Annotated in this window: 23 protein-coding genes and 1 pseudogene; 14 read left to right on the top strand and 10 right to left on the bottom strand. The window is 76.3% G+C overall.

What is annotated here, in order from left to right; translation table 11 throughout:
• The gene (locus tag ACRYM2_RS13870) at positions 1-1,728 is read right to left on the bottom strand and encodes an ABC transporter substrate-binding protein (RefSeq protein ID WP_432522978.1); all 1,728 of its coding nucleotides are present in this window, start codon (positions 1,726-1,728) and stop codon (positions 1-3) included.
• Positions 1,729-2,022: 294 nt separating this feature from the next.
• Here ACRYM2_RS13870 and ACRYM2_RS13865 point away from each other — a divergent pair, with 294 nt between their 5' ends.
• Complete coding sequence (locus tag ACRYM2_RS13865; RefSeq protein ID WP_432522977.1) at positions 2,023-3,267, top strand: ROK family transcriptional regulator; 1,245 nt, start codon at positions 2,023-2,025, stop codon at positions 3,265-3,267.
• A 50-nt stretch (positions 3,268-3,317) separates the two neighbouring features.
• On the opposite strand, the gene ACRYM2_RS13860 is transcribed toward ACRYM2_RS13865, so the two are convergent.
• The 4 genes from ACRYM2_RS13860 to ACRYM2_RS13845 form a co-directional block, all read right to left on the bottom strand.
• On the bottom strand, positions 3,318-3,962 hold the full coding sequence (locus ACRYM2_RS13860) for a TetR/AcrR family transcriptional regulator C-terminal domain-containing protein (RefSeq protein WP_432522976.1): 645 nt from the start codon (positions 3,960-3,962) through the stop codon (positions 3,318-3,320).
• A 14-nt stretch (positions 3,963-3,976) separates the two neighbouring features.
• Positions 3,977-5,014 (bottom strand): agmatine deiminase family protein, encoded by a 1,038-nt coding sequence (locus ACRYM2_RS13855; RefSeq protein WP_432522986.1) that lies wholly within the window; start codon positions 5,012-5,014, stop codon positions 3,977-3,979.
• Between the two features lie 107 nt (positions 5,015-5,121).
• On the bottom strand, positions 5,122-6,753 hold the full coding sequence (locus ACRYM2_RS13850; RefSeq protein WP_432522975.1) for an amidohydrolase: 1,632 nt from the start codon (positions 6,751-6,753) through the stop codon (positions 5,122-5,124).
• Entirely contained in the window at positions 6,750-8,297 is a 1,548-nt protein-coding gene (locus tag ACRYM2_RS13845; protein WP_432522974.1) for an APC family permease, read from the bottom strand. The genes ACRYM2_RS13850 and ACRYM2_RS13845 overlap by 4 nt, the downstream gene beginning before the upstream one ends.
• Before the next feature lie 151 nt (positions 8,298-8,448).
• Here ACRYM2_RS13845 and ureA point away from each other — a divergent pair, with 151 nt between their 5' ends.
• Both ureA and ACRYM2_RS13835 read left to right on the top strand, forming a co-directional pair.
• The gene (ureA, locus tag ACRYM2_RS13840) at positions 8,449-9,213 is read left to right on the top strand and encodes an urease subunit gamma (protein WP_432522973.1); all 765 of its coding nucleotides are present in this window, start codon (positions 8,449-8,451) and stop codon (positions 9,211-9,213) included.
• Positions 9,210-10,886 (top strand): urease subunit alpha, encoded by a 1,677-nt coding sequence (locus ACRYM2_RS13835; RefSeq protein ID WP_432522972.1) that lies wholly within the window; start codon positions 9,210-9,212, stop codon positions 10,884-10,886. Before ureA ends, ACRYM2_RS13835 begins: the two co-directional genes overlap by 4 nt.
• Here ACRYM2_RS13835 and ACRYM2_RS13830 read toward each other — a convergent pair.
• A pseudogene (locus ACRYM2_RS13830) lies at positions 10,834-11,921 on the bottom strand (NAD(P)/FAD-dependent oxidoreductase). The gene ACRYM2_RS13835 and the pseudogene ACRYM2_RS13830 overlap by 53 nt on opposite strands.
• Positions 11,922-12,110: 189 nt before the next feature.
• On the opposite strand from ACRYM2_RS13830, the gene ACRYM2_RS13825 reads away from it, so the two are divergent.
• Complete coding sequence (locus ACRYM2_RS13825) at positions 12,111-12,968, top strand: DUF4241 domain-containing protein (RefSeq protein WP_432522971.1); 858 nt, start codon at positions 12,111-12,113, stop codon at positions 12,966-12,968.
• 28 nt (positions 12,969-12,996) lie between these two features.
• On the opposite strand, the gene ACRYM2_RS13820 is transcribed toward ACRYM2_RS13825, so the two are convergent.
• Positions 12,997-13,680, bottom strand: a complete 684-nt coding sequence (locus ACRYM2_RS13820; protein WP_432522970.1) for a response regulator — start codon at positions 13,678-13,680, stop codon at positions 12,997-12,999.
• On the bottom strand, positions 13,673-15,319 hold the full coding sequence (locus ACRYM2_RS13815; protein ID WP_432522969.1) for a sensor histidine kinase: 1,647 nt from the start codon (positions 15,317-15,319) through the stop codon (positions 13,673-13,675). Before ACRYM2_RS13815 ends, ACRYM2_RS13820 begins: the two co-directional genes overlap by 8 nt.
• A 201-nt stretch (positions 15,320-15,520) precedes the next feature.
• Here ACRYM2_RS13815 and ACRYM2_RS13810 point away from each other — a divergent pair, with 201 nt between their 5' ends.
• The 10 genes from ACRYM2_RS13810 to ACRYM2_RS13765 all read left to right on the top strand — a co-directional run bounded on the left by ACRYM2_RS13810 (position 15,521) and on the right by ACRYM2_RS13765 (position 24,155).
• Positions 15,521-16,555: a Bug family tripartite tricarboxylate transporter substrate binding protein gene (locus tag ACRYM2_RS13810; RefSeq protein WP_432522968.1), complete on the top strand. Its 1,035-nt coding sequence runs from the start codon at positions 15,521-15,523 to the stop codon at positions 16,553-16,555.
• A complete protein-coding gene (locus ACRYM2_RS13805) occupies positions 16,552-17,094 on the top strand; it encodes a tripartite tricarboxylate transporter TctB family protein (protein ID WP_432522967.1) in 543 nt (180 codons plus the stop codon). Before ACRYM2_RS13810 ends, ACRYM2_RS13805 begins: the two co-directional genes overlap by 4 nt.
• Complete coding sequence (locus ACRYM2_RS13800; protein WP_432522966.1) at positions 17,094-18,650, top strand: tripartite tricarboxylate transporter permease; 1,557 nt, start codon at positions 17,094-17,096, stop codon at positions 18,648-18,650. Before ACRYM2_RS13805 ends, ACRYM2_RS13800 begins: the two co-directional genes overlap by 1 nt.
• Entirely contained in the window at positions 18,647-19,048 is a 402-nt protein-coding gene (locus tag ACRYM2_RS13795) for a universal stress protein (RefSeq protein WP_432522965.1), read from the top strand. The genes ACRYM2_RS13800 and ACRYM2_RS13795 overlap by 4 nt, the downstream gene beginning before the upstream one ends.
• Positions 19,049-19,151: 103 nt before the next feature.
• On the top strand, positions 19,152-20,720 hold the full coding sequence (locus ACRYM2_RS13790) for a sugar ABC transporter ATP-binding protein (protein WP_432522964.1): 1,569 nt from the start codon (positions 19,152-19,154) through the stop codon (positions 20,718-20,720).
• A complete protein-coding gene (locus tag ACRYM2_RS13785; RefSeq protein ID WP_432522963.1) occupies positions 20,717-21,793 on the top strand; it encodes an ABC transporter permease in 1,077 nt (358 codons plus the stop codon). The genes ACRYM2_RS13790 and ACRYM2_RS13785 overlap by 4 nt, the downstream gene beginning before the upstream one ends.
• A gap of 48 nt (positions 21,794-21,841) precedes the next feature.
• Positions 21,842-22,900, top strand: a complete 1,059-nt coding sequence (locus tag ACRYM2_RS13780; RefSeq protein WP_432522962.1) for a substrate-binding domain-containing protein — start codon at positions 21,842-21,844, stop codon at positions 22,898-22,900.
• 74 nt (positions 22,901-22,974) lie between these two features.
• The gene (locus tag ACRYM2_RS13775) at positions 22,975-23,187 is read left to right on the top strand and encodes a helix-turn-helix domain-containing protein (RefSeq protein ID WP_432522961.1); all 213 of its coding nucleotides are present in this window, start codon (positions 22,975-22,977) and stop codon (positions 23,185-23,187) included.
• Between the two features lie 39 nt (positions 23,188-23,226).
• Positions 23,227-23,787: a Clp protease N-terminal domain-containing protein gene (locus ACRYM2_RS13770; protein ID WP_432522960.1), complete on the top strand. Its 561-nt coding sequence runs from the start codon at positions 23,227-23,229 to the stop codon at positions 23,785-23,787.
• A gap of 38 nt (positions 23,788-23,825) precedes the next feature.
• Positions 23,826-24,155, top strand: a complete 330-nt coding sequence (locus ACRYM2_RS13765; protein WP_432522959.1) for a hypothetical protein — start codon at positions 23,826-23,828, stop codon at positions 24,153-24,155.
• A 22-nt stretch (positions 24,156-24,177) separates the two neighbouring features.
• On the opposite strand, the gene ACRYM2_RS13760 is transcribed toward ACRYM2_RS13765, so the two are convergent.
• Positions 24,178-24,627 (bottom strand): hypothetical protein, encoded by a 450-nt coding sequence (locus ACRYM2_RS13760; RefSeq protein ID WP_432522958.1) that lies wholly within the window; start codon positions 24,625-24,627, stop codon positions 24,178-24,180.
• 132 nt (positions 24,628-24,759) lie between these two features.
• Complete coding sequence (locus ACRYM2_RS13755; protein WP_432522957.1) at positions 24,760-25,779, bottom strand: hypothetical protein; 1,020 nt, start codon at positions 25,777-25,779, stop codon at positions 24,760-24,762.
• Positions 25,780-25,887 lie beyond the last annotated feature (108 nt).

Raw genomic sequence — 25,887 nt, 5'->3', positions numbered from 1 at the left:
TCAGCCCGCGGCCTTGGGGGTCAGCGTCTTGAGGATCTCGGCCGCGTCGAAGTCCGACCACACCGCGGGGAAGGCGTACTGCTCGCCGTCCACCGGCCAGCCGGAGAACTTCGCGGTGTTCCAGACGCTGGTGTTGGAGCCGGTCATGACGGGGACGTACGGCATCTGGGTGGCGACGGCGGTCTGGATGACGTCGAACTGGGCCTGGCGCCCGGCGGTGTCCTCCGGGGGCAGCTTCTGGAGGGCGTCCAGGGCCGCGTCGACGGCCGGGTCGGAGAAGCGGGACCAGTTGTTGCCGTTGGCCTTCGTGCCGACGGGGGCGGTCATGCGCCCGTCGTAGAAGTAGCTGTAGAGGTAGTACGGGTCGGGGGCCGGTCCCTGCCACAGCGAATCGATCGCCAGCTCGAAGTCGCCCTTGAAGCGCTTGTCGGTCCACTCGTTCCACGACGACTGCGCCGCCTCGACCTGGATGCCGGCGGCCTCGGCCTGGGCGGCGATCGTCTGGATGGCGGTGATGTAGTCGGTCCAGCCGGTGACGACCTCGATGGTCAGCGAGAGCTTCTCCCCGTCCTTGGCGTAGATGCCGTCGGGGCCCTTCACCCAGCCGGCCGCCTCCAGCAGCCGCGAGGCCGTCTGCGGGTCCGCCGTCGCGGGGGCGACCCTGGGCTCCACCTGCGCGGAGATGGTCTCCGCCTGGGTGCTGGTCAGCGCCATCGACGGGGAGATCTCGGCGGCGGTGTCCTGGAAGGCGAGCTTGTTGAGCTGGGTGCGGTCGATCGCGTGGAAGAGGGCCTGGCGCACGGCGGGGTCGGTCTGCGGGCCCTCGCAGCCCAGGGCCGCGTTCGCGCACGCGCCGAGCACCATCTGGTTCTGGGCGACGGAGCCGGTGTCGTAGTTCGGGAAGTTCTTGTTCGTGTTCGCCATGTCGGGGATCGGCCCGGTCTGCCAGTCGATCGTCCCGGCCGCGATGGCGTCGGCGCCGGCCTGGTTGCCGGACAGCGCGAGGAAGCGGACCTTCGCCACCTTCGGCGCACCGCCCCAGTACTCCGGGTTCGCGTCGAGGGTGAAGGCCTGCCCCTTGAAGTCGCTGAGGACGTACGCGCCGGTGCCGACGGGTTCCTCCATGACGTCGGCCGTGGGGTCGACGTCCTTCCAGATGTGCTCGGGCACGATGACGATGGAGCTGAGGACGTCGGGGCCGGAGGTGTACGCGGGTTCGGGCCAGCTGAAGGTGACGTGGGTGTCGTCGACCTTGGCGACGGCCCCGTCGAACCCGGTCTCGTTGATGCCCTCGTTGTCCAGCAGCATCTGGTAGGTGAAGACGACGTCGTCGGCGGTGAAGGGTTCGCCGTCGGACCAGGTGGCGCCCTCGCGGAGCGTCACGCTGAGGACGGTGCCGTCCTCGTTCCAGGACTGCTCGGTGCCCAGCAGCGGCTTCGGCTCGGCGTCGGCGGCGGTCTTGTTGATGAAGAACAGCGGTTCGTAGACGAGGCCCCGACCACCGATGTCCGAGGGCGAGTACGGGTTGAAGTTGACCTGGTAGTCGCCGGCCTGGCCGGTGTAGGCGACCAGCGTCGAGGCGCTGTCGCCGGAGTCGGAGCTGCCGGCCGAGCAGCCGGTGGCGAGCAGGGTGAGCGCGGTGGCGCCGGCGGCGGCCAGGCGCAGCAGGCGGGTGCGGCCGGTGGGGCGCGGGCGGACGGCGCTGCCGGGGAGCGGGGAGGAAGGCATCGAGGGTCCTCGGGGTGGGCGCCGCAGCTCGCGGCGGTGCGAGTGCCAGGTCGCTCCCGCGATCACCCCCATCGGTGGCCGGGAGGAGCGCGACCCGTCGGACGGAAACTTAACGAGCTTGAGTAAGGGGCGTCAAGCATCCTGCGACCGGGTCGCGCCCGGCTACAGTGCGGGCAGCCAGCCACCGTGGACGGGGTGCCGCACCCCCGGCCGTCGCCGTCGAGGAGCACCCGTGACCCAGCCCCGCTCCACCGCGCCCACCTCCCGCGACGCGGCGGCTGCCGGGCGGCGGCCGTGACGACCGTCGACAGCACCGGCAACCTCGGTCCCGCACCCGGTCCCGCGGCGGTGCGCCGGCGCGGCGGCCCCGGTGCGCGCGAGCGGCTCATGGACGCGCTGCGCGCCTCCGGTCCCGTCAGCCGGGTGGAGCTGGCGGCGATCACCGGTCTCACCGAGGCGTCGGTGTCCACGACCGTGCGGCGCCTGCTGCAGGACGGCGTCGTCGTCGAGGTGGGCCGCACCCCCACCGCCGGCAAGCCGCGCACCCTGCTGCAGCTCGACCCCGGCGGGCGCACCGCGGTGGGCATCGACCTGGGCCCGGCCACCACCACGTGCGTGCTCACCAGCCAGACCGGGGGCGTCCTGGCCCGGCTGACCAGCAGCGTCCCGCCCGGCGAGAGCGCCGCGCAGCTCGTGGACCGGCTCGCGCGCGACGTCGAGACCCTCATCGAGGGCTCCGGCGAGCGCCGCGAGCGCTGCCTGGGCATCGGCCTGGTCTACGGCGGTCCCCGGCGCGGCAGCGGCACCGCACCGGGCGGCCCGCCCGGGACGCCCGGGGGGCTGGAGCCGGAGCTGCTGCGGGCGGGGCTGCAGGAGGTGACCGGCTGGCCGGTGCTCGCGGAGAACGACGCCACCGCGGCCGCCGTCGGGGAGTACTGGGTGGCGCGCGTGGACGCCGCGCGCTCGTTCGCCGCGCTCTACATGGGGACGGGGCTGGGCGCCGGGATCGTCCTGGCGGGTTCGGCCCACCGCGGTGCGCGCGGGCAGGCCGGGGAGTTCGGCCACGTCGTCGTGGACGTCGACGGCCCGTCCTGCTGGTGCGGCGGGCAGGGCTGCCTGGAGGCCGTCGCCGGCCCGGCCGCCGTCGTCGCCCGCGCCCTGGCCGACCCGGTGGCGCGCGCGGAGGCGAACCTGGAGCCCGGTGCCCCGCGCTCGACCGTCGGGGACTTCTCCGCCGTCGCCCGCGCCGCCCGCGCCGGCGGCGGGGCCTGCCGCGCGCTCGTGGAGGGTTCCGCGCGCTACGTCGCCGCGGCGGCGGAGTCCCTGGTGAACCTCTTCGACCTCGACCTGCTCGTGCTCACCGGCCCGGGGTTCGCGGCGTCCTCGTCGCTGTACGGGCCGGCCATCACCCGCCGCACCGGCGCCGCCGGCTCGCGCGCCTGGGGCCGCGCGGTCACCGTCACCGTCTCCACCGCCGCGGCGACCGCTCCGGCCGTGGGGGCGGCGGCGCTGCTGCTGCAGGACCGGCTGGCGCGCTGAGCGGCTCCCGCGCGGCCCCCGCCCGCGGGCCGGCGGCGCCGGACCGGCCCTCAGCTGCGGCCGGCCGCCGCGGGCGGGTGACCGGTGCGCAGCTCGTCGAGCCCGGCCAGCAGGCTGCGCAGGCCGAGCTGGAACGAGCGCAGCGAGCGGTCGCCGGGCTGCAGCCGCGTCGCCCGGACCGCCCGCGACAGCCTCGAGCCCGGCAGGCCGGTGTCCGCCCAGACGTCCACCGGTGCACCGGCGTCCAGCGCGGAGCCCAGCACGAAGCAGTCGAGGACGGTCACCGCGTGCAGCAGCTCCTCGTCGCCGAAGCCCGCCTCGTGCAGCACCTCGGCCAGCAGCTCGTAGCTGGCCAGCGTCGCCGGGTGCGTGACGGTCTGGGCGGTCATCAGCGGCACCGCGGCCGGGTGCGCGGCGAACGCGGCCCGGTACTGCACGGCCCAGCGGTGGGTGAACTCCCGCCAGCCCTCGCCCTCGTGGCGGCTGGTGGGCATCGAGCCCTCGGTGAGCAGGCCGCGGATGCCCTCGACGACCTCCTCCCGCCCGCCCTTGACGTGGTGGTAGAGGGAGGAGGTGCTCACGCCGAGGTCCCTGGCCAGCCTCGGCAGCGCCAGGGTCCCGGTGGCGTCCACCTGCGCCAGCGCCGCGGCGAAGATCCGCTCGCGCGAGAGCAGCGGGGTGATGGGGCGGGCCACCGGAGCTCCGTCCCTCAGGCCGTCGGCGCGGCGGGCTGCTGCTGGGTGATGCAGTGGATCCCGCCGCCGAAGGCGAACACGTCGCGCGCGTCGACGCCCACCACCTCCCGGCCGGGGTAGGCGGCGCGCAGCACCCGGACGGCGTCCGCGTCGCGCGGGTCGTCGAAGGCGCACGCGACCACGACGGAGTTCGCGACGTAGTGGTTGACGTAGGAGAAGTCCACCAGCTCCCCGTCCACCTCGCTCACCCGCGGCGCGGGCAGCTCCAGCACCTCCAGGCGCCGGCCGCGGGCGTCGACCGCCTGCCGCAGCAGGTCCGCCACCTCGGTGCTCACGGCGTGGTCGGGGTGGGCGGGGTCGGGCTGGGTGTGGACGAGCACGGTCCCGGGGCGGCAGAACGCGGCGACGATGTCGACGTGCCCGCGGGTGCCGAACTCGCCGTAGTCCGCGGTGAGCCCGCGCGGCAGCCAGACCGCCGTCGTCGTCCCCAGCTGCGCGTGCACCTCCGCCTCCACCTGCGCGCGCGTCCACCCGGGGTTGCGGTCGGGGTCGAGCTGGACGGTGTCGGTGAGCAGCACGGTGCCCTCGCCGTCGACGTGGAACGCCCCGCCCTCCTGGGTGAGCGGGGAGGGGCTGACCGGCGTGCCGGCGAGCCGGGCGACCTGCGCGGCCACGAGGGCGTCGCGGTCCCAGGCCGCCCACGACTGCGCGCCCCAGCCGTTGAACCGCCAGTCGACCGCGGTCAGCGCGCCGGCCCCGCCACCGGCCCCGCCGCCCGAGCGCACGAACGTGGGCCCGCTGTCGCGCAGCCACGCGTCGTCGAGGGGGACCTCGACGACCTCCACGCGCGGGTCGAGCAGTTCCCGCGCGGCGGGCAGGTCGCCCGGCGCCACGAGGACGCTCACGGGTTCGCGCGCGACCACCGCGCCGGCCACGGCGCTCCAGGCCGCGCGCGCCCGCGCGAGGTCGGGCCCGCCGGCGTCCCCGAACGTCGCGTTGGGGGTCGGGAAGGCCATCCACGTCCGCTCGTGCGGCGCCCACTCCGGAGGCATCCAGCGCACCGCGCCACCGTCCGTCCCCTGGTCCGTCCCCTGCGTCGTGCTCACGTCCCGTGCTCCCCTCGTCCCGCTCCACCGCCCGTGCGCCCCGCCGGTCCCGCTCACGCTCCCACCGCCTCGTCGCGGTGCACGAGCCGGCCGTCCACCACGGTCAGCAGCACCGGCGCCTGGGCGAACTCGTCCGGGTCGGCGCGCAGCGGGTCGAGGCGGAAGGCCGTGAGGTCGGCGCGGTGGCCCACCCGCACCCGGCCCGCCCGGTCGGCCAGCCCGGCGGCGGCGGCCGCCGCCGTCGTGAAGCCCTCCAGCGCCATCGCCGCCGTGAGGGCCTGCGCGGGCAGCACGGGTTCCTCGTCGGGGTTGCCGGCGGTGCGGCGCAACCGGGCGTCGGCCATCACGGCCCGCGGGTCGTGCGGTGCGACGGGCCAGTCCGAGCCCAGCGCCAGCCGCGCGCCCGCCTCCCGCAGGTCGCGGGTGCGGAACGCGCGCCCGGCGCGTTCCGGTCCCAGCCGCTGCGACCAGTTGTCGCTGTGGTCTGCCTTCGTGTAGTGCGTGCAGTGGGTGGGTTGCATGCTCGCGGTGACGTCGAGGCGGCGGAACAGCGGGACGAGGTCGGAGGGCATCGTCTCCAGGTGCTCGACGCGGTGCGGGACCGCCGTGAGCCGCGGCGTGCCGGCGAGCGTGCGCAGCACGTGGCGGATCCCCGCGTCGCCGATCGCGTGGGTGACCGTCGGGACGCCGTTGGTGGCCAGGTGCTGCACGGCGCGGGTGTACTCCTGCGGGTCCGGCCAGAACGGCGCGGTCGACTCGCCGTGGGTGTCGGCCTCCTCCAGCCACGCCGTCCCGCCGTCGACGGTCCCGTCGATCATGAACTTCGCGCCCTCGACCTGCCAGCGGCGGCCGCGCAGGCGCTGCTGCTCGACGACGAGGTCGAGCGCGTCGCGGCCGGCGCCCGGCACGACGAACGGTGCGAACCGCAGCCGCAGCGGCAGTTCCCCGTCCTCCTCCAGCGCCCGCACCAGCTCGTGGGAGTCGCCCTCGAAGTCCATGGCGTTCGCGGCGGTCAGCCCGCCGGCGGCCATCTGCTCCAGCAGGGCGCGCAGCCGGGCCCGTCGCTGCGCGGGCGGTTCGGCCGGCAGGTGCACCGACACCAGGTCGACCGCCTCCTTCTCCAGCAGGTGCCCGGTGGGCCGGCCGTCCCCGTCCAGCACGACGCTGGCGCCGGAGGCGAAGGCGCGCGGCCCCTCGACCCCCGCGATCCGCAGCGCGCACGGGGACACCAGCGCGGAGTGCGCGTCGAACAGGTGCAGGAACACCGGCACGTCCGGCCCGACGGCCCGCACGAGGGGTTCGGAGGTGACGGGCCCGCCGGCGAAGGTGTTGGGGTCCAGGCCCCAGCCCAGCAGCCACTCGCCGCGGCCCAGGCCGAGCGCCGCGGCGCGCAACCGGTCCACGAGGTCGTCGACGGTGCGGACCGCCGACAGGTCCACGCCGGCGGTCATGTCCAGCCCCATCACCGGGTGCTGGTGCCCGTCGACGAGACCGGGCACGAGGGTGGCCGCGCCCAGGTCGACCACGCGGGTGCCGGTGCCGCACCACCCGCGGGCCTCCTCGCGCCCGCCCACGGCCGCGACGAGCCCGTCGGCGAGCGCGACGGCCTGCGCGCGGGGGCGGGCGGGGTCGAGGGTGTGGACGGTGTCGGCGAGCACGACGAGGTCGGCGCGGGTGCTGGTCACGAGGCGTTCTCCAGAGCGGGGATCGGGGTCGGGCGGGTGGAGCGGGCTGCCGCGGTGGGTTCCGCGGTGGGCTCCGCGGTGCGTTCGACGCCGCCGATGCGGGCGAACACCGCCGGGCGCCGGCGGCGCAGCAGCGAGGCGAACGCCGCACCGGTCAGCAGGACCAGGGGCACCAGGCCGACGAGCACGACGTTCGTGGCCGTGCCCGCGCCGGTGAGCAGGCCCACGTGGCGCACCAGCAGGACCAGCGCGACCAGCAGCAGCACCGAGGCGGCGGTCGCGGCCAGCAGCACCGGCCTGCTCGAGCGCCCACCGCGCAGGAGGTGGACCAGGACGGCGACGGAGGTCAGCGTCTGCAGCAGGACGACGCCGACGGCGCCGGGGGTGTTCACCAGCAGCACGAGCTGGGTGTACGGGTCGGCGCCGGCGAGCGCGAAACCCGCGACGACGAGGACGGCCAGCAGGGTCTGCAGCGCACCCGCGCGGGCGGGGGAGCCGAAGCGGGGGTGGCTGTGGCCGAGCGCGGCGGGCAGCAGGCCGTCCCGGGCCAGGGTGAAGGCGTAGCGGTTGACGGCGTTGTGGAACGCGACCTGCGAGGCCAGCACGCTCGTGACGGCGAGCACGAGCATGAGGTCGCTGGCCCACGCGCCGACGTAGACGTCCATGGCGGTGAAGAACATGCCCACCGGGTCGGCGGCGGCCGCCGCGACGGCGCCGTCCTCGCCGAAGGCCTGCACGATCGCCCACACCACGAGGCAGTAGAACGACCCGAGGAAGGCGACCGCGGCGAACGTGGCCCGCGGGATCGAGCGGTCGGGGTCGCGCGCCTCCCGCCGGTACAGGGCGGTGGACTCGAAACCCATGAACGCCGCGAAGCAGAACCCCAGGATTCCGAGCATCCCCGGGTCCGCGAGCGCGGTGGGGGAGAAGGACCCCGGGTGCAGGCCGTCGCTGCCGCCGCGCAGCAGGATCGCCGCCACCAGCAGGGCGAGCACCAGGGTCTCGGCGACGAGCAGGACGCCGAGGACCTTGGCGCCGACGTCGACGCCGCGCCGGCCCAGCGCCCACACCGCCGCGATGCCGGCCGCGGCGAACAGCCACCAGGGCGCCTCGATGCCGGTGAACCGCGCGAAGGCGACCTGGAACTGCGTGGCCAGCAGGCCGTGGACGCCGATCTGCAGCGCGTTGTAGGAGACGACGGCGAGGACCCCGGCGCCCGCGCCCAGGTGCCGGCCCAGGCCCAGGGCGATGACGGAGTAGAACGCCCCGGTGCCGCCGGTCAGCCGCGTCATCGCGGTGAACCCCACGGCGAAGACGGTGAGGACGATCCCGGCGGCCAGGTACCCCGCCGGTGCCCCGACGCCCCCGACGGCGATGGCCAGGGGCGCGATGCCCGCCATGACGGTGAGCGGTGCGGCCGCGGCGACCACCATCGCGGTGATCCCGGCGGCCCCCAGGGCGCCGCCCTTGAGCTGGTCCCCGGGCGGTGGGCCGGGCGCGGGAGTGGGCGCAGGGGTGGTGCCGGGTGCGGACGTGCCGTCCATGCGGAGGTCCTCCAGGTCTGCCGGTGCGCCGTTGCAGCGCCACCGTAACCGAAACGGTGTCGGTTATGGTGCTCCTCATGTGTTTCGCAGGTGTTGCACGCGCGTTCCGGCCGCGTTCCGGCGCTCGCGCCCCCTGGTTACGGTGGGCACCATGCGCCTGACGCCCACCGAGCGTGACCGGCTCCTGATCTTCACCGCCGCCGAGCTCGCCCGCGCCCGGCGCGGGCGCGGGCTGCGGCTGAACGTGCCCGAGGCCACCGCCCTGATCGCCGACACCGTCTGCGAGGCGGCGCGCGACGGCGCCCGGCTGGCCGAGGCGATGGCCGCCGGCCGGGACGCCCTCGGGCCCGCCGACGTCCTGCCCGGGGTGGCCGACGTGGTGCGCAGCGTGGAGGTCGAGGCAGTCTTCGACGACGGCACCCGCCTCGTCGTCGTGCCCGACCCGATCGGCGGCGGTTCGCTGGGCCCCGACGCCCCGGGGGCGCTGCTGGCCGGCGCCGCGGCGCCGGTCGTCTTCGACGACGTCGTCGAGGTGGCCGTGACGAACACCGCGGACGTCCCGGTCAGCGTCACCTCGCACTTCCACTTCTTCGAGGTCAACCCGCGGCTGCGCTTCGACCGGGCCGCCGCCTACGGCCGCCGCGCCGCCGTCGACGCCGGGTCGACGGTCCGCTTCGACCCCGGCCAGACCCGCACGGTCGCCCTCACGCCCATCGGCGGGGCGCGGGTCGCGATCGGTTTCGCCGGCCTCGTCGACGGCCCGCTCGACGCACCGGGGGCGCGCGAGGAGGCGCTGCGCCGCGCCCGCGCCTGCGGCTACCTCGACGACCCCGGGCCCACCGGCGGACCCACCAGCGCACCCACCAGCGCACCCGCGAGCAGCAGACCCACGACCAGCGGGGAGGACCGGGCATGAGCCTCGGCGGAGCGGACTACGCGAGCACCTACGGCCCCCGCGCGGGCGACCGCGTCCGCCTCGGCGACAGCGGCCTGGTCGTCGAGGTCGAGCACGACGCGCAGGCGCCGGGGGAGGAGTTCCTGGCGGGTTTCGCCAAGACCGCCCGCGACGGGCTGCACCTGAAGGCCGCCCGCGCCACCGAGACCTGCGACGTCGTCATCTCCAACGTCGTCGTCGTCGACGCCGTGCTCGGCATCCGCAAGGTGTCGATCGGCATCCGCGAGGGGCGGATCAGCGGGATCGGGCGGGCCGGGAACCCCGACACCCTCGACGGCGTGGACGTCGTCGTCGGGACCGGGACCAGCATCGTCTCCGGCGAGGGGCTCATCGCCACGGCCGGTGCGGTCGACACCCACGTCCACCTGCTGTCCCCGCGCGTCATGGAGGCCTCGCTGGCCTCGGGGGTGACCACGATCATCGGCCAGGAGTTCGGGCCCGTGTGGGGGGTGGGCGTGAACTCCCCGTGGGCGCTGCGGCACGCCTTCAACGCCTTCGACGCCTGGCCGGTGAACATCGGGTTCCTCGGGCGGGGTTCGGCCTCGGACCCCGGCTCGCTGGTGGAGGCCCTCGTCGACGGCGGGGCCAGCGGGTTCAAGGTGCACGAGGACATGGGCGCGCACGCCCGCGCGCTCGACACCGCGCTGCGGGTGGCCGAGGAGCACGACGTCCAGGTCGCGCTGCACACCGACGGCCTCAACGAGTGCCTGTCGGTCGAGGACACCCTGGCGGTGCTGGAGGGGCGCACCATCCACGCCTTCCACATCGAGGGCTGCGGCGGCGGGCACGTGCCGAACGTGCTGCGCATGGCCGGGGAGGGCAACGTCATCGGGTCCTCGACGAACCCGACGCTGCCCTTCGGCCGCGACGCGATCGCCGAGCACTACCACATGATCATGTCGGTGCACGGCCTCAAGGAGGACCTGCCCGGCGACGCCGCCCTGGCCCGCGACCGCATCCGCGCCGGCACGATGGGCGCCGAGGACGTCCTGCACGACCTCGGCGTCATCCCCATCACCTCCTCCGACGCGCAGGGCATGGGACGGGCCGGGGAGACGGTCCGGCGCACGTTCGCGATGGCGGGCAAGATGAAGGCCGAGCTCGGCGCGGAGGACCCCCGCCACGACAACGCCCGGGCCCTGCGCTACGTCGCCAAGCTGACGATCAACCCGGCGATCGCGCACGGCCTGGCCCACGAGGTCGGTTCCCTGGAGGTCGGCAAGCTGGCCGACGTCGTGCTGTGGCGGCCGGAGTTCTTCGGCGCCAAGCCCGAGCTCGTGCTCAAGGCGGGTTTCCCCGCCTACGGCGTGACCGGCGACCCGAACGCCGCCGTCGACCGCGCCGAACCCCTCGTGCTGGGTCCGCAGTTCGGCGCCCACGGCGCGACGGCCGCGGACCTGTCGGTGGCCTTCGTCGCGCAGGCCGCGGCCGAGGCCGGCAACGACGCCATGACGACGCGGAGGCGGCGGGTGGGCGTGCGCGGCACGCGGGGGATCGGCCCCCGCTCGATGGTGCGCAACGACCGCGTCGCGCAGGTGCGGGTGGCCCCTTCCGGGCTGGTCACGGTGGACGGGGAACCGGTCAGCGCGCAGGCCGCGGAGTCGACGTCGCTGAACCGGCTGTACTTCCTCTGACGCCGCTCCTCCCGAGGTTCCCGGCGACCCGGCAGCCGCGCAGCTGCGGCGCCTGCAGGCCGTCGACGACCTCCCCGGCCACCAGGTGCCCCACCAGCGGTGCGAGCGTCACCCCCGGGTGCAGCACCGCCACGGAGGCCCCCGGCAGTCCGGGCAGCGGGCCGATGGCGGGACCACCGGCCGGCACCGGCCGCACGCCCGTGCGCGCGGTGCGCCGCGCGAGGTCCCCGGTGCCGCGGAACGCGGCGGCGACCGCGTCCGCCGTCCGCTGCACGGCACCCTCCAGCGCCCCGGCCCCCTCCTGCGGCCAGGCCACGGAGGCCAGCAGCCCGCCGCGCTCGTCCTGGCGCACCTCGGCCCCCGGTGCGTCGACGAGCGTGCGCACCAGCCCGGCGGGGGCCTCGAAGCGCACCAGCACGGCGGGGGAGGCCGCCACGGGCACCTCGACCCCGACGCCGGCGCACAACCGCGGCACCTCCGCGCCGGCCGCGAGCACCACCCGGTCGGCCGCCAGGGACCCCGCGGAGGTCCGCACCCCCACTACCCGCCCGCCGGCGGTGCGCAGGTCCAGGACCTCGGTGCCGGGCAGCACCCGGGCACCGCCCGCGCGGGCGGCCTCCACGAGGGCGGTGGTCACGGCGGCCGCGTCCACCGCGCCGTCGCTGCGCACGTGCACCGCCCGCGGCGGAGGCCGCCGCAGGGCCGGTTCCAGCGCGGCGACCTGCGCGGCCCCCAGCACCTCGACGTCGTCCTCGGCGCCGTCCTCCCCCGCGCCGCTGCCGTCGTCGCGGCCCCACGGCCGCGGCCACGACAGCGACCCGCTCCAGCGCACCCGCACCCCGGCACCTCCCGCTCCAGCCGCCGCCAGTGCGCCAGGACACCGGCGCGCAGGTCCCGGGCACCGCCGGGCCAGTCGCCGTGCGCGCCGATCCAGCCGAAGGAGGCGCCCGTGGCGCCGCAGGCCGGCGCACCGCGCTCCACCAGCGTCACCCGCGCACCGCGGCGGACCGCGTGGTGGGCGATCGAGGCGCCCACGATCCCGGCCCCGACCACGACGACGTGCGGCACGCGAGCTCCTCGGGGTCGTCGATCTCGGCGGCGCCACGGTACGCAGCCGGCGCGGGCGGTCACCACGCGTTTCCCGCCCGCGGTCGCCGTCGCCCGTCCGGGTGGTCCCGCCGGGGAACCGGCCCGCGCGGACGGCGGGTGTGCTGAGCTCGCCGGGTGCGCCGACCCGTTCCCGCCCTCGCCGGCGCGCTGCTGCTCCTGCCGGGTGCCTGCGGTTCCGGCGTGGCGGTCCCGCCGCCCGCCGGCCCCGACGAGCCGCCGCTGCAGACCGCGCCGACCAGCAGGCCGGACGTGCGCTTCCGGCCCTGCGACGACACCCCGCCCGCCCCGGGCACGACCCACCTGCGCGCCTCCGCCGAGGTCGCCCTGCCGCCCTACGCACCGGGCTCCCCGGCGCTGTCGGGCCCGGTGCGCCTGCAGCACGTCCTGACGCTGCACCTGCCCACCGGGCGGCTGCTCGCCGGTAGCGGCGCGGACGCGGTGTGGGCGAGCGGGGGGTACGGGTTCGAGCCGTTCGCGCTGGCCGAGGGGCCCGTGGACGTGGAGGTCACCGCCGCGGTGTGGGAACCCGGGGACGACCGCCGCGTCGCCTGGCTGGAGCTGATCCCGGCCGGCGCCGCCGAACCCGTCGCCTGGGAGACCGTCCCCGCGCTGGGCATCCTCACCGACGGCGGCGACGGGGGTTTCTGGTCCACCACGGCCGCGCCGGTGGACCCGGGCGCCGACGGCGACCCCGGCGAGCTGGGGCTGGGGGAGACCTTCGACGCCTACCTGGAGACCGCGACCCCCTCCGACGGGCGGCCGTACCCGCTGTGCGTGGTGCGCTCCAGCGACGGCGTCGAGGACGGGATCGTCTTCCCCACCGGGATCGGCGACGGCTGGTACCCCACGCACGCGGGCCGCGACGCCGCCGGCCGCGTCGTCGCGCTGCTCAGCGACGGCGGGATGCCGTGGAGCTCCTCGGGCCTGCCGGGCACCCCGCCACCGTCCCCGCCCGACGCGCAGGGCACCTGACGGGAGCGGGGACGGGTGCCCGTGCGCGTCAGCGGTTCCACTCGTAGAGCCGTTCCGGGCGCCCGCCGCCGTAGCGCAGCCGCACGCGGGCGCGCCGCTCGGCGACGAAGTGCTCCAGGTAGCGGCGCACCGCCACCCGCGAGAGCCCCAGCCCCTCGGCCACCTCGCTGGCCGAGACCGCGGCGCTCGCGCCGTCGAGGGCACCGGCGACGAGGTCGGCCGTCTCCGGGCTCAGCCCCTTCGGCAGCGCGGCCGCTGCGCGCGGGGACGGGCCGGCCGGTGCCGCGGGGATCCCCAGCGCCCGGTCGACGTCGGCCTGGTCGAGCACCTCGGGCGCCAGCGCGCGGCGGGCGGCCTGCACCCGCTGCAACCGCTCGGCGAGCTGGCGGGCCTCGAAGGGCTTGATGAGGTACCCGGCCACCCCGCCGTGCAGCGCCTCGCGGACGGTGGCCGCCTCGCGCGCCGCGCTGATGACCACCACCTCCACGTCCGCTCCCGCGGAACGCAACCGGGAGAGCACCTCCAGCCCCGACACGTCGGGCAGGTACAGGTCCAGCAGCACCACGTCCGGGCGCAGCCGCTGCACCATCTCCAGCGCCTCGGTGCCGGTGCGCGCGGTGCCGACGACGGTGCACCCGCCGACGGCCTCCACGAAACCGCTGTGCACCGAGGCGACCATCGGGTCGTCGTCGACGACGAGGACCTCAAGCACGGCTGCCCCCGGCGGGGTGCGGAGGCAGGACCGCGGTGAAGACGGCACCGCCGTGCTCGGCGCGCTCCAGCTCCAGCGAACCGCCGCGGCGGTGGCACACCAGCTGCACCAGCGCCAGGCCGATGCCGCGACCACCGGGGGAGCCGCCGTCCTTGGACGTCGTCCCGCGCCGCACCAGCTCCGGCAGCAGCCGGGGGTCCACCCCCGGCCCGTCGTCGCGCACGAGCACCACCGCACCACCGGCGCCGTCCTCGCGCACGTCGACCTCCACGGTGCCGCCGCCCGCGCCGGCCGCCGCGTCGACGGCGTTGTCGACGAGGTTGCCCACCACCGTCACCAGGTCGTCGGAGAGGTCCTCGGCCACCGGCGGCAGGTGCGCGCCGGGGGCGAGCACGAGCTCCACGTCCCGCTCGTCGGCCACGCTCGTCGTGGCCACCAGCAGCGCCGCCACCGCCGGGTCGGCCACCTGCGCGCCGATGCGCTCGCCCAGCGCCGCGTGGGCGCGGCTGACCCGGTCGATGAACCCCACGACGTCGTCGTAGCGGCGCAGCTGCACCAGCCCGGAGATGGTGTGCAGGCGGTTGGCGAACTCGTGCGTCTGCGCGCGCAGCGCCTGCGTCGCCGCCCGGCTGACCCCCAGCTCGTGCTGGAGCGCGACGAGCTCGGTGCGGTCGCGCATCGTCGTGACGGTGCCGACCGCCTCGGCGCTGCCGGCGCGGCGCAGCACCGTCCGGTTGAGCACGAGCAGCCGGTCGTCGCCGACGACCGGGCGGTCGCTGGGCGCCGGCCCGCTGGTGAGCACCTCCACCACCTGCTGCGGCAGCCCGAGCGCGTCCACCCGCCGGCCCACCACGTCCGCCGGCAGGGCGAGCAGGTCGCGCGCGGCGTCGTTGGCCACGGTGACGACGCCGTCGGTGTCCAGGGCCACCACGCCCTCGCGGATGCCGCGCAGCACCGCCTCCCGGTGGGTGGCCAGCGAGGCGATCTCGTCCGGTTCCAGGCCGAGGGTCTGGCTCTTGACCCGCCGCGCCAGCAGCCACGCCCCCAGGAGGCCGACGAGCGCCGACATCCCCAGGTAGGTGGCCAGGTCCGGCAGCGCGGTGCGCAGCTCCGCGCTCCACGGCACCGCGTCCTGCCCGACGAGCACCGCGCCCACGACGCTGCCCGCGGGCACGCCGCCGTCGGCGAGCACCGGCACCCGCGCCGCCACGCTGCGCGCCTCGCCCAGGCGCACCTCGCCCAGCCAGGAGGGGTCACCGGCCTCGGTGCCCGCGGGCTCGGGCAGCCGCCCGCCCGCCAGCCGCGGGTCGGCGGGGGAGGAGACCACCCGCCCGGCCGGGTCGGCGACCAGCACGACCGCGACGTCGGAGGTGGTGCGCAGCTGCTCGGCGGTCGCCGTCAGCGCGTCCGCGGAGGTGCGCCCGGCGACGGCGTCGGCCAGCTGGCGGCGCACCAGCGGCAGCGAGGCGACGTACTCGGCGACCTGGCGCACCCGCCGCTCCTGGGCGTCGGCGGAGGCCTGCCGGGACTGGCTCACCGACACCGCGCCGACCCCGACGAGGACGACGGCGAACAGCAGCACCTGCACGAGCAGGATCTGCCCGGCCAGGCCGGGGCGCCTGCGCTCGTGGTGGGTCACCGCACCTCCTCGTGCCGGGCGGGACGAGCGGGGCGAGCGGGGGACGCACCGGCGACCGCGACCACAACGACCGCAAGGACCAGTGCCACCGCAAGGGTGACGCGCCCGCCGCCACCGAGCAGCATTCTGCCCGACGGCACGCCCCGCGCGGCCGTCCACCGCCGCCGACCGGCAGCGGTGCGGGTCGTCGACGAGGACGCCATGACACCGACCACCACGACGGCGCGCACGCGCGGCGGACCGCCGCGGCGCGCGCTGCTCGCCGCGCTCGCCGCCCTCCCGGCGCTGACCGCCGCCTCGGCCGCCGCCGGCTGCGGCGTGACCCGCCAGACCGCCTCGGCCAGCGGCGCCCTGACGCGCCTGCAGCTGCTGGTCCCGAACTCCCCGGGCGGCGGCTACGACACCACCGGCCGCAGCGCGGTGCGCGTCATGGAGGAGGTCGGCGCGGCCGAGGGCGTGGAGGTCACCAACCTCTCCGGCGCCGGCGGCACCGTCGGGCTGGCCCGCTGCGTCAGCGAGAGCGGGAACCCGCAGTACCTGATGTCGATGGGCCTGGGCGTCGTGGGCGCCTCCTACACCAACGACGTCGACGTCACCCTCGAGCAGACGACGCCGGTGGCGCAGCTCATCGAGGAGGCCGGTGTCGTCCTGGTGCCCGCCGCCTCCCCGTTCAGCACCCTCGGCGACCTCGTCACCGCATGGCGCTCGGACCCGCGCGCGCTGGCGGTCGGCGGCGGTTCCTCCCCGGGCGGACCGGACTTCCTGCTGCCGATGCAGTTCGCGGACGCGGTGGACGTGGACCCGACGGAGGTCAACTACATCGCCTACGACGGCGGCGGCGACCTGCTGCCCGCGCTGCTGGGCGGGCAGATCGCGTTCGCCACCAGCGGCTACGGCGAACTCCTGGACCAGATCACCACCGGCGCCGTGCGCGCGCTCGCCGTCTCCAGCGAGCAGCGCGTGCCCGTGCTCGAGGTGCCGACGCTGCGCGAGCAGGACGTCGACCTGGTCTTCACCAACTGGCGGGGCGTGGTCGCCCCGCCCGGACTCGACGACGTGGAGGTGGCCCGGCTCGTGGACGCCCTGACGCAGGTGCACGACTCGCCGCAGTGGCGGCAGGTGCTGCAGGAGAACGCCTGGACCGACGCGTTCAGCACCGGCGAGGAGTTCGGCGCGTTCCTCGACGAGCAGGCCGCGCGCGTGCGCGACGTGCTCTCCCGGCTGGGGCTGGTGTGAGCGCCCCCGCGGCGCCGCCCGCCGCCCCGGCCACCGGCGCCCGCCCCGCGCGGCGCCCGCGCGACCTGTCGCAGCTGGGGGTGTGCGCCTTCCTCGTGCTGCTCGGCGCGCTCGTCGTCGCCGACGCCGCCACCCTCTCGCAGGGGCTGGTCGACGACGGGGTCGTCGGCCCGCGCCCGGTGCCCTACGCCGTCGGCGCCGGGCTGGTCGTCACCGCCCTCGTCCTGGCCGTCGACGTCCTGCGCGGCGGGCGCGGCGAGGCCGAGGACGGCGAGGACGTGGACCTGTCGGCCGGGTCGGACTGGAGGCGGATCGGCGCGCTCGTGCTGGTGTTCGCCGCGAACGTGCTGCTCGTCGAGCGCCTGGGCTGGGTCGTCTCCGGTGCGCTGTTCTTCGGCGCCGTCGCCAAGCTGCTCGGCGGGCGCAGCCTGCTGCGCGCCGTCGCCGTCGGCGCGGTCCTGTCGCTGCTGACGTTCTACTCCTTCTGGGTCGTGCTGGGGATCCAGCTGCCGCCCGGGGTCCTGGACGGGGTGCTGTGATGGGCGACCTCGCGGCGCTCCTCGGCGGTTTCGGCGACGCCCTGACACCGGTGAACCTCGCGTTCGCGGCCGTCGGCGTCGTCCTCGGCACGGCCGTCGGCGTCCTGCCGGGCATCGGCCCGGCCATGACGGTGGCGCTGCTGCTGCCGCTGACGTACGCGCTGGAACCGGCGAGCGCGCTCATCATGTTCGCCGGCATCTACTACGGCGGCATGTACGGCGGTTCCACGACGGCCATCCTGCTCAACACCCCCGGCGAGTCCTCGTCGGTGGTGACCGCGCTGGAGGGCAACAGGATGGCCCGCAGCGGCCGGGGCGCGCAGGCGCTGTCGACGGCGGCCATCGGCTCCTTCATCGCGGGCACCATCGGCTCGGTGCTGCTGGTGGCCACGGCTCCGCTCATGGTGGACCTGGCGGTGGGCCTGGGCGAGGCGGACTACTTCGCCATCATGGTCCTGGCGCTGCTCGCGGTCACCGCGGTCCTGGGGTCCTCCCGGGTGCGCGGCTTCGCGTCGCTGTTCATCGGCCTGGCGGTCGGGCTCGTCGGCCTGGACGCCGTCAGCGGCCAGGCGCGGCTGACCTTCGGCGTGCTGCAGCTCATCGACGGCATCGACATCGTCGTCGTCGCGGTGGCGATCTTCGCCGTGGGCGAGGCGCTGTGGGTGGCCTCCCGGATGCGCCGCTCGGCGGTCGAGGTGATCCCGGTGGGCCGGCCGTGGATGGGGTGCGAGGACTGGAAGCGCTCCTGGAAGCCGTGGCTGCGCGGCACCGCGCTCGGGTTCCCCTTCGGCGCCGTCCCGGCCGGGGGCGCGGAACTGCCGACGTTCCTGTCCTACGTCGCCGAGCGCAGGCTGTCCGAGCACCCCGAGGAGTTCGGCAAGGGCGCCATCGAGGGCGTCGCGGGCCCGGAGGCGGCCAACAACGCCTCGGCGGCCGGCACGCTGGTGCCGACGCTGGCGCTGGGGCTGCCGACGAACGCGACGGCCGCCGTGCTGCTGGCGGCGTTCATGTCCTACGGGATCCAGCCCGGCCCGCTGCTGTTCGAGCGCGAACCGGACCTGGTGTGGGCGCTCATCGCGAGCCTGTTCATCGGCAACCTGCTGCTGCTGGCGCTGAACCTGCCGCTGGCGCCGCTGTGGGCCAAGCTGCTGCGCATCCCGCGGCCCTACCTGTACGCGGGGATCCTGTTCTTCGCCACCCTGGGCGCCTACGCCACCAACCTGCAGGCCTTCGACCTGTGGCTGCTGCTGGGCTTCGGCGTCCTGGGCTTCGCCATGCGCCGCTTCGGGCTGCCGGTGCTGCCGCTCATCATCGGTGTGATCATCGGCCCGCTGGCCGAGGAGCGGATGCGGACGGCGCTGACGCTGTCCCAGGGCGACTGGGGCGGGCTCGTCGCCGGCCCGCTGTCGGTGGTCGTGTACGCGCTCGTCGCCCTCGTCCTGCTGTTCCCGCTGCTGCGCCGGTTCCTGCCCGCGCGCCTGGGCGGACGGCCCGCCCCGGGCCCGTCCACCGGGCCCGGCACCGACGTGCGCGAGCACGAGGAGGTCTCCCGGTGACCGTGGTCGTCGCCTACGCACCCACCGCCGAGGGCGAGGCCGCGCTGGCGGCCGGGGTGGAGGAGGCCCGGCGCCGCGGGGAGGACCTGCTCGTCCTCAACGCCCCGGCGGGCACCTCGCTGGCCGAACCCACCTACGCCTCGCCCGAGCAGCTGCAGCGGGTGCGCGAGCAGCTGGCCGCCGGGCCGGTGCGCGCGCAGGTGGTGCAGCGCACGGGGCAGGGGGACGTCGCGAGCGTCGTCGTCGAGGCGCTGCACGAGGTGTCCGCCTCCGCCGTCGTCGTCGGCCACCGCCGCCGCACACCGGTCGGCAAGCTGATCATGGGCAGCGTCGCGCAGCGCATCATCCTCGACGCCCCGTGCCCGGTAGTGACGGTGAAGCCGCCGGCGCGGCACTGAGGAGGAACCGCCCGGCCCGTTCCGCGGGTCCGTTCCGCCGGGGGTGCGGTGCCCGGCGGGTTTCCTTGACGGGCGCGAAAAGCTGCTCCTAGAGTCCACCGGCATGGTCGACGACGACGGCGTCAACGACGACGCCTCGGCGCCCGGCACCCGTGGGGGTGCCGGGCGCGCGGAACCCCTGCTCCTCGTGCGGGGGGTGACCAAGGACTTCTCCGGGGTCCGCGCCCTGGACGGGGTGGACCTGGAGGTGCGGCCGGGGGAGGTGCACTGCCTGCTCGGGCAGAACGGCGCCGGCAAGTCCACCCTCATCAAGGTCCTGGCCGGGGCCCACCGGCCCACGGCGGGGACCCTGCGCTGGTGCGGGGAGGAGGTCGAGCTGCCCTCGCCGGTGGCGGCGCTGCGGGCGGGCATCGCCACGATGCACCAGGAGCTCGACGTGGTCGACGGGCTCACCGTCGCCGAGAACATCCACCTCGGGCACGAGGACTCGCGGGCGGGTTTCACCCGGCGCCGCCGGGCGCGCGCCCGCAGCCGCGAGCTGCTCGAACGGCTCGGGCACGGCGACATCGCGCCCACCCGCGAGGTCGGTTCCCTCTCCGCGGCGGGCAAGCAGGTCGTGAGCATGGCGCGGGCGCTGTCCCACGACGCGCGCCTGATCGTCATGGACGAACCCTCCGCCGTGCTGGACCCGGAGGAGGTCGACAACCTGTTCCGGGTGGTGCGCCAGCTCACCGCGGCCGGGGTGGCCGTGCTCTACATCTCCCACCGCCTGGAGGAGATCCGCCGGATCGGCGACCGGATCACCGTCCTCAAGGACGGCCGGACCGTCGCCTCCGGCCTGCCGGTCGCCGGCACGCCCACCTCCGAGCTGATCCGCCTCATGACCGGGCGCACCGTGCAGCAGGTGTTCCCCGCCCGCGCCCCCGTGCCCGCCGACCGCCCGGTGCTGCTGGAGGTGCGGGGGCTGGGGCTGCGCGGTTCCTTCTCCGACGTCTCCTTCGACGTGCGCGCCGGCGAGGTCGTCGGGCTGGCGGGTCTCGTCGGCTCGGGGCGCTCGGAGGTGCTGGAGAGCGTCTACGGCGCGCGGCGGCCGACGTCGGGGCAGGTCCTCGTCGACGGGCGCCCGGTGCGGCCGGGGTTGGTGGCGGCGGCCGTGCGCGCCGGCATCGGGCTGGCCCCGGAGGAGCGCAAGAGCCAGGGGCTGCTGCTCGACGAACCGGTGTACCGCAACGTCACCCTGTCCACGTTCACGCGCTTCGCGCGCGGCCCGCTGCTCGACGAGCGCGCGGAGCGGGCGAGCGCCCGCGAGCAGATCGCCGCCCTGGAACTGCGCCCGGCCGACCCGGACCGCCCCGTCCGCACCCTCTCGGGGGGCAACCAGCAGAAGGTCGTGCTCGCGCGCTGGCTGCTGCACGGCTGCCGCGTGCTGCTGCTGGACGAGCCGACCCGAGGCGTGGACGTCGGCGCGCGCGCCGAGACGTACTCCCTGGTGCACGCGCTGGCGCAGGCCGGCAACGCCGTCGTCGTGGTCTCCAGCGAGATCGAGGAGGTGCTCGGCCTGTCCGACCGCGTCCTCGTCCTCGCCGACGGCCGGGTCCTGCACAGCGGCCCGGCCGCGGAGATCGACGAGCGCAGGGTGCTCGACCTCGTCCTGGAAGGGAGTGCCGCGTGAGCGAGCAACCGCCACCGCCGCTGTCGACGGCGGGCAGCGTCCCGCCCGACCCGGACCGCCCGGTGCCGCTGGAGCGCCGCGGGCCGGCTCCCGGCGCCCCCGCCGGCGCCCGCCGGGGGCTCGGCTCCGGGGCCGCCCGCACCGTCGGCCTCGTCATCGCCCTGGCCCTGCTGTGCGTCGTCGGCGTGGCCACCGCCGGCGAGCGCTTCGCCAGCGTGGACAACCTGCTGACGATCCTGCGGCTGGCGGCGGTCATCGGCGTGCTCAGCATCGGGATGACGTTCGTCATCACCGGCGGCGGCATCGACCTGTCGGTCGGTTCCGTCCTCGGCCTGGCCTCGGTGTGGGCCACGACGCTGGCGACGCAGACGATGGCCGAGGACACCCACTGGCTGCTCATGGTCTCCACCGCGCTGCTCGTGGGCACCGCGTGCGGCGTGGTCAACGGGGTGCTCATCGCCTACGGGCGGGTGGTGGCCTTCATCGCCACGCTGGCCATGATGGTCGCCGCCCGCGGCCTGGCGGAGATCATCGCCAACCGCCGCACGCAGATCGTGCGCGTGGAGTCGTTCAAGGACGCCTTCCAGGGCAACGTCCTGGGCATCCCCGTGCTCGTGTGGCTGTTCGCGCTCGTCGCGGCGGCCGGCTGGGTCGTGCTCAACCGCACCACCTTCGGCCGGCGCACCGTGGCCGTGGGCGGCAACCCCGAGGCCGCCCGCCTGGCGGGCATCAAGGTCCGCCGGCACACCGCCTACCTGTACGCCCTCTCCGGCCTGACCGCGGGCATCGCGGCCGTCATGATGCTGGCGCGCACGACGGCCGGTTCCTCCACCAACGGCCAGTTCTACGAGCTGGACGCGATCGCGGCCGTCGTCATCGGCGGCACCCTGCTCGCCGGTGGCCGCGGGTCCATCGTCGGGACGGTCTTCGGCGTGCTGATCTTCTCCACGCTCACCAACGTCTTCACCCAGAACAACCTGTCGATCTCGGCGCAGTCCGTCGCCAAGGGCGCGATCATCGTCGTGGCGGTGCTGCTGCAGCAGCGCTTCGCCGCGCGCTCGCGCGGCGCCTGAGCGCACCCTCCCGCACCCCACCGCGCTCCCACTCCCCAGGAGGCCCCCGTGTCGTCCGTCCCCCGCACCTCGCTGCGCCGCCGCCTGATCGCCGTCGGCGCCGCCGCTGCCACCGCCGCGCTGGTCGGCGCCTGCACCTCCAACACCCCGGCCGAGCAGGAGGGCGGGGAGCAGTCGGCGCCCGCGGCCGCCGGCGGCAACGACGAGGAGGGCGAGACGGTCGTCATCGGCTTCTCCGCCCCGGCCGCCGACCACGGCTGGATGGGGGCCATCACGACCGCGGCCACCAGGGAGGCGGACCGCTACGGCGACGTGGAGCTGCGGGTGGCCGAGGGCACCAACGACGTCAACCTGCAGATCAGCCAGGTCGAGCAGTTCATCAACGACGAGGTCGACGCCATCGTGCTGCTGCCCTACGACGGGGCGGCGCTGACCGAGGTCGCCACCCGGGCCATGGAGGCCGGGATCACAGTCGTCAACGTCGACCGGGAGTTCTCCAGCTCCTTCGCCGCGCGCACCACCGTCCTCGGCGACAACTACGGCATGGGGATCTCCGCGGGCACCTACGTCTGCGAGCAGGTCGGCGGCAGGCCCGACGCCGTGGTCGCGGAGATCGCCGGCATCGACTCGCTGCCGCTGACCCAGGACCGCAGCCAGGGCTTCGCCGACGCGCTGGCCGAGTGCGGTCTGGACGTCGACAACCGCGTCGCCGCGGACTTCACCGTGCAGGGCGGTCAGCAGGCGGCCGCGAACCTGCTGCAGGCCGCCCCGAAGATCGACGCGCTGTGGAACCACGACGACGACCAGGGCGTCGGCGTGATGGCCGCCATCGAGGAGGCCGGTCGCGAGGAGTTCGTCATGATCGGCGGTGCAGGCTCGGCCAACGTCATGCGCGAGATCCAGTCCGGGGACTCCGTGGTGAAGGCCACGGTGGTCTACCCCTCCACCCAGGCCGCCGACGGCATCCGCCTGGCGCGCCTGCTCGTGCAGCAGAAGGCGATGAGCGACCTCGTGGAGGTGGAGGTGCCGCGCACGATCCAGCTGTACGCGCCGGTGGTGACCGCGGACAACGTCGAGGAGTACCTGCCCAGCGCGTTCGAGTCCTGAGGCGCGGGCGGGTGCCGGGGACGGGATCGTCAACAGGGGTTGACGGATCGCGGTTCGTCAACCAGAGTTGACGCATGACCGCTCCGGACGACCTCGTCTCCGCCGGGACCGATCCCGACCCGGCGGTGGGGCTGCGCGCGGTCGCCGCGCTGCGGCGGCTGCTGGAGCGGCTGGAGGACCTGCAGGTGCGCCGCGCCCGCGAGCTCGGCTGGTCGTGGGCCGAGATCGCCGACGCCCTGGGGGTCTCCAAGCAGGCCGTGCACAAGAAGCACGCCACCCGCAGCTGAGCGCACCCACCCCCACCACCGCGAAGGACGGAGATCCCGATGTTCGAACGGTTCACCCCCGGGGCCCGCGAGGCCGTCGTCGGCGCCCAGGCCGTCGCCCGCGAGCTCGGCCACCGCGAGATCGACGACCGGCACCTGCTGCTCGCCCTGCTGGAGTCCGACGGCGTCGCCGCCGCCGTGCTGCGCGGGGCGGGCGCCGACCCCGCCGCGCTGCGCGCCGTCGTCGCCGGCGGCCCCGACCGCGACGCCGAGGCGCTGCGGGCGCTCGGCATCGACCTCGACGAGGTCCGCCGCCGCGCCGAGCAGGCCTTCGGCCCCGGCGCCCTGGACCGCCCGTCCCCGCGCCGGCGCGGCCGGTTCGGCCGCTGGCTGGACACCGACCACCTGCCCTTCACCCGCCCCGCCAAGCGGGCGCTGGAGAACGCCCTGCGGGCCGCCCTCGACCTGGACCACCGCTCCATCGGCACCGAGCACGTGCTGCTCGGCGTGCTGGCCGACGAGGACTCCGCCGGTGCGCGGGCGCTGCGGGAGGCCGGTGTCGACCTGGACCGCCCGGCCGCCGTCGTGGCCGTGCGTGAGCACCTGCGCCGTTCGGCCTGAGCGGGTCGGGGGCCGCGCGGCTCAAGGCGGGACCCCGGGTGACCGATGCGAGGGGGGTCTTCACCCGGACGAGCGAGGAGAACGACGTGCAGCGCTGGCTCAAGGTCCCCGGAGTGCTCACGCTGGCCGGCGTGGCGGCCACCGCCGGTGTCGCGCTGCTGGAGCCGCCGGCGCCGGCGCAGCCGGCCCCCGCCGCGGTGCGCGAGGTCGCCGCCACCGGGGACGCGCGGTTCACGCGCCCCCTGCTCGTCCCCCTGCCCGACCCGCCCGCCGCGGGGAGCGGGCTGCTCGGCCCCGGCACCCTCTCCCCGCCCACCACCCCGCTGCCGGCGGCCCTGCCGCCGCGCGCGGAGTTCCACCCCGCCTGACCCCCCCGACCCCGCCCGGGCGTCACCGCCAGACGTACAGGTGGTCCCCGGCCACGACGGCGCTCCAGCCGCCGCACCGGTGCCCCGGCCGGCGGCTGTCCGGCCACTCGTCCCCGCCGCCGTCGAAGGGCATGCCGACGCGCTCCACCGGTGCGCAGGTCGCCGGGAGGGTGAAGCCCGCCGGCACCGCGAGGTCGGCGCGCACGGCCTCGCCGGCTCCCTCGCCCGCGGCCTCGCCGGGTCGCACGACGGTGACCTCCGCCTCACCCGCCCGCGCCCAGTCGGGCAGGTCCGCGGCGGGGACCTGAGCGGGCCGGGAGTGGACCGCGCGGTCGGTGTGCCCCTGCGCCTCGGCGAGCAGGGGCCCCAGCCCCGCCACCCCCGGCACGGAACCGCTCACCAGCGCGAGGGCTCCGATGCCGACGGTTCCCGCAGCCAGCGCGGCAGCCAGGTGGACGAGGGGTCTGCGCACGGTTCCTCCAGTGCTCTCGGGACCCCGCCAGCGTCCCCGGGGGACCCCGCCGCGCGCATCCACCCGGCGCAGCAGGCGCGATCTCCGCCCGCGGGCTGACACCGGGCGCGCGGGTCCTCCCGGCCTCCGACGTCAGCGCCCCCGCACGAGGGCGGCGCCGACCCCTCCCACCCGGTCCGCGGTGCGCAGCGACCGCCGCGCGCGCGACAGCACGTCCTCGGGACCGCCGATCCCGGTGAGCCCGGCGAGCAGGTCGCGGAACCACCCCTCCGGCCCGCCCGACACCTGCTGGAGGCGGGCGGCGGTGACGACGAGCCAGAACACCGCCTCCCGGTGCAGGCCGGCGTCGAGCAGTTCGGCCGTGCCGTCCAGCACGACCGGGTGGGCGTCGGGTTCCAGGTCCGCGGCGAACGCGAACTCCCGCGGCACCGGCGTGCGCACCCGCTGCAGGCCCTCGCGCACCACCGCCAGCGCCTCGCGCACGTCACCCGCGCCGACGTCCGCGCACCCCAGGTCGTCCAGGAGCTGCTCGGCGAGGTCGGCGTGCCCGCAGCGGCGCAGCACCGCGCCGGCGGCGGCGTAGCGGCGCCGCACGGTCGGCGGTTCCAGCGCGGCGACCAGCGGCACCTGCGTCAGCAGGCTCGCCGGGAACACCCACGACAGGACCCGCTCGGCCGTGCAGGCGCCGCCCGGGCCACCGGCGCCGATCACGGCCTGGAGCCGGGACCCGCTGCGCCGCAGCACGTCCTCGCACCGCGCGAGGACGTCCGCCGGTTCCGCGAACGTCGGGGCGACCGCCGCCCGCACCCGGGCGAGCCGCCCCGCCGGGTCCAGCAGGGGCTCCCGGCCCGCGAACGAGGGGGCGAGCCAGTGCGTGCGGCGGACGGCGTCGACGTCGGCCAGGTCGGCGGCCCGCAGGCACGAGACGTCGAGCAGGACCCCGTCGACGCGCGACTTCCCGGGGCCGCGAGGTGGTTCCCCGGCGTCGACGACCAGGACCACGTCGACGTCGGAGGCGGGGCTCAGCACGTCGCCGTCGGCCGCGGCGAGGACGGATCCGGTGAGGAACGCCCCGACGACCCGCGGGTCCGCCGCCACCGCGCGGGCGACGTGCCGCGTCGCCGTCCGCCGCGCGCCCCCGGCCGTCGTCACGACGGGAACCCTCGCACGGCCCTCGTCCCGGCGGGAACCCGCGCACGGCCCACCACCGGTGCACCGGGCGCACGACGACGGCCGGGCACCCGCGGGTGCCCGGCCGTC

This window comes from Kineococcus aridisoli (assembly GCF_050871885.1).
Classification (GTDB): domain Bacteria; phylum Actinomycetota; class Actinomycetes; order Actinomycetales; family Kineococcaceae; genus Kineococcus.
The sequence above is the reverse complement of the archived record's forward strand: the minus strand, read 5'-3'. Positions and strand labels throughout refer to the sequence as shown.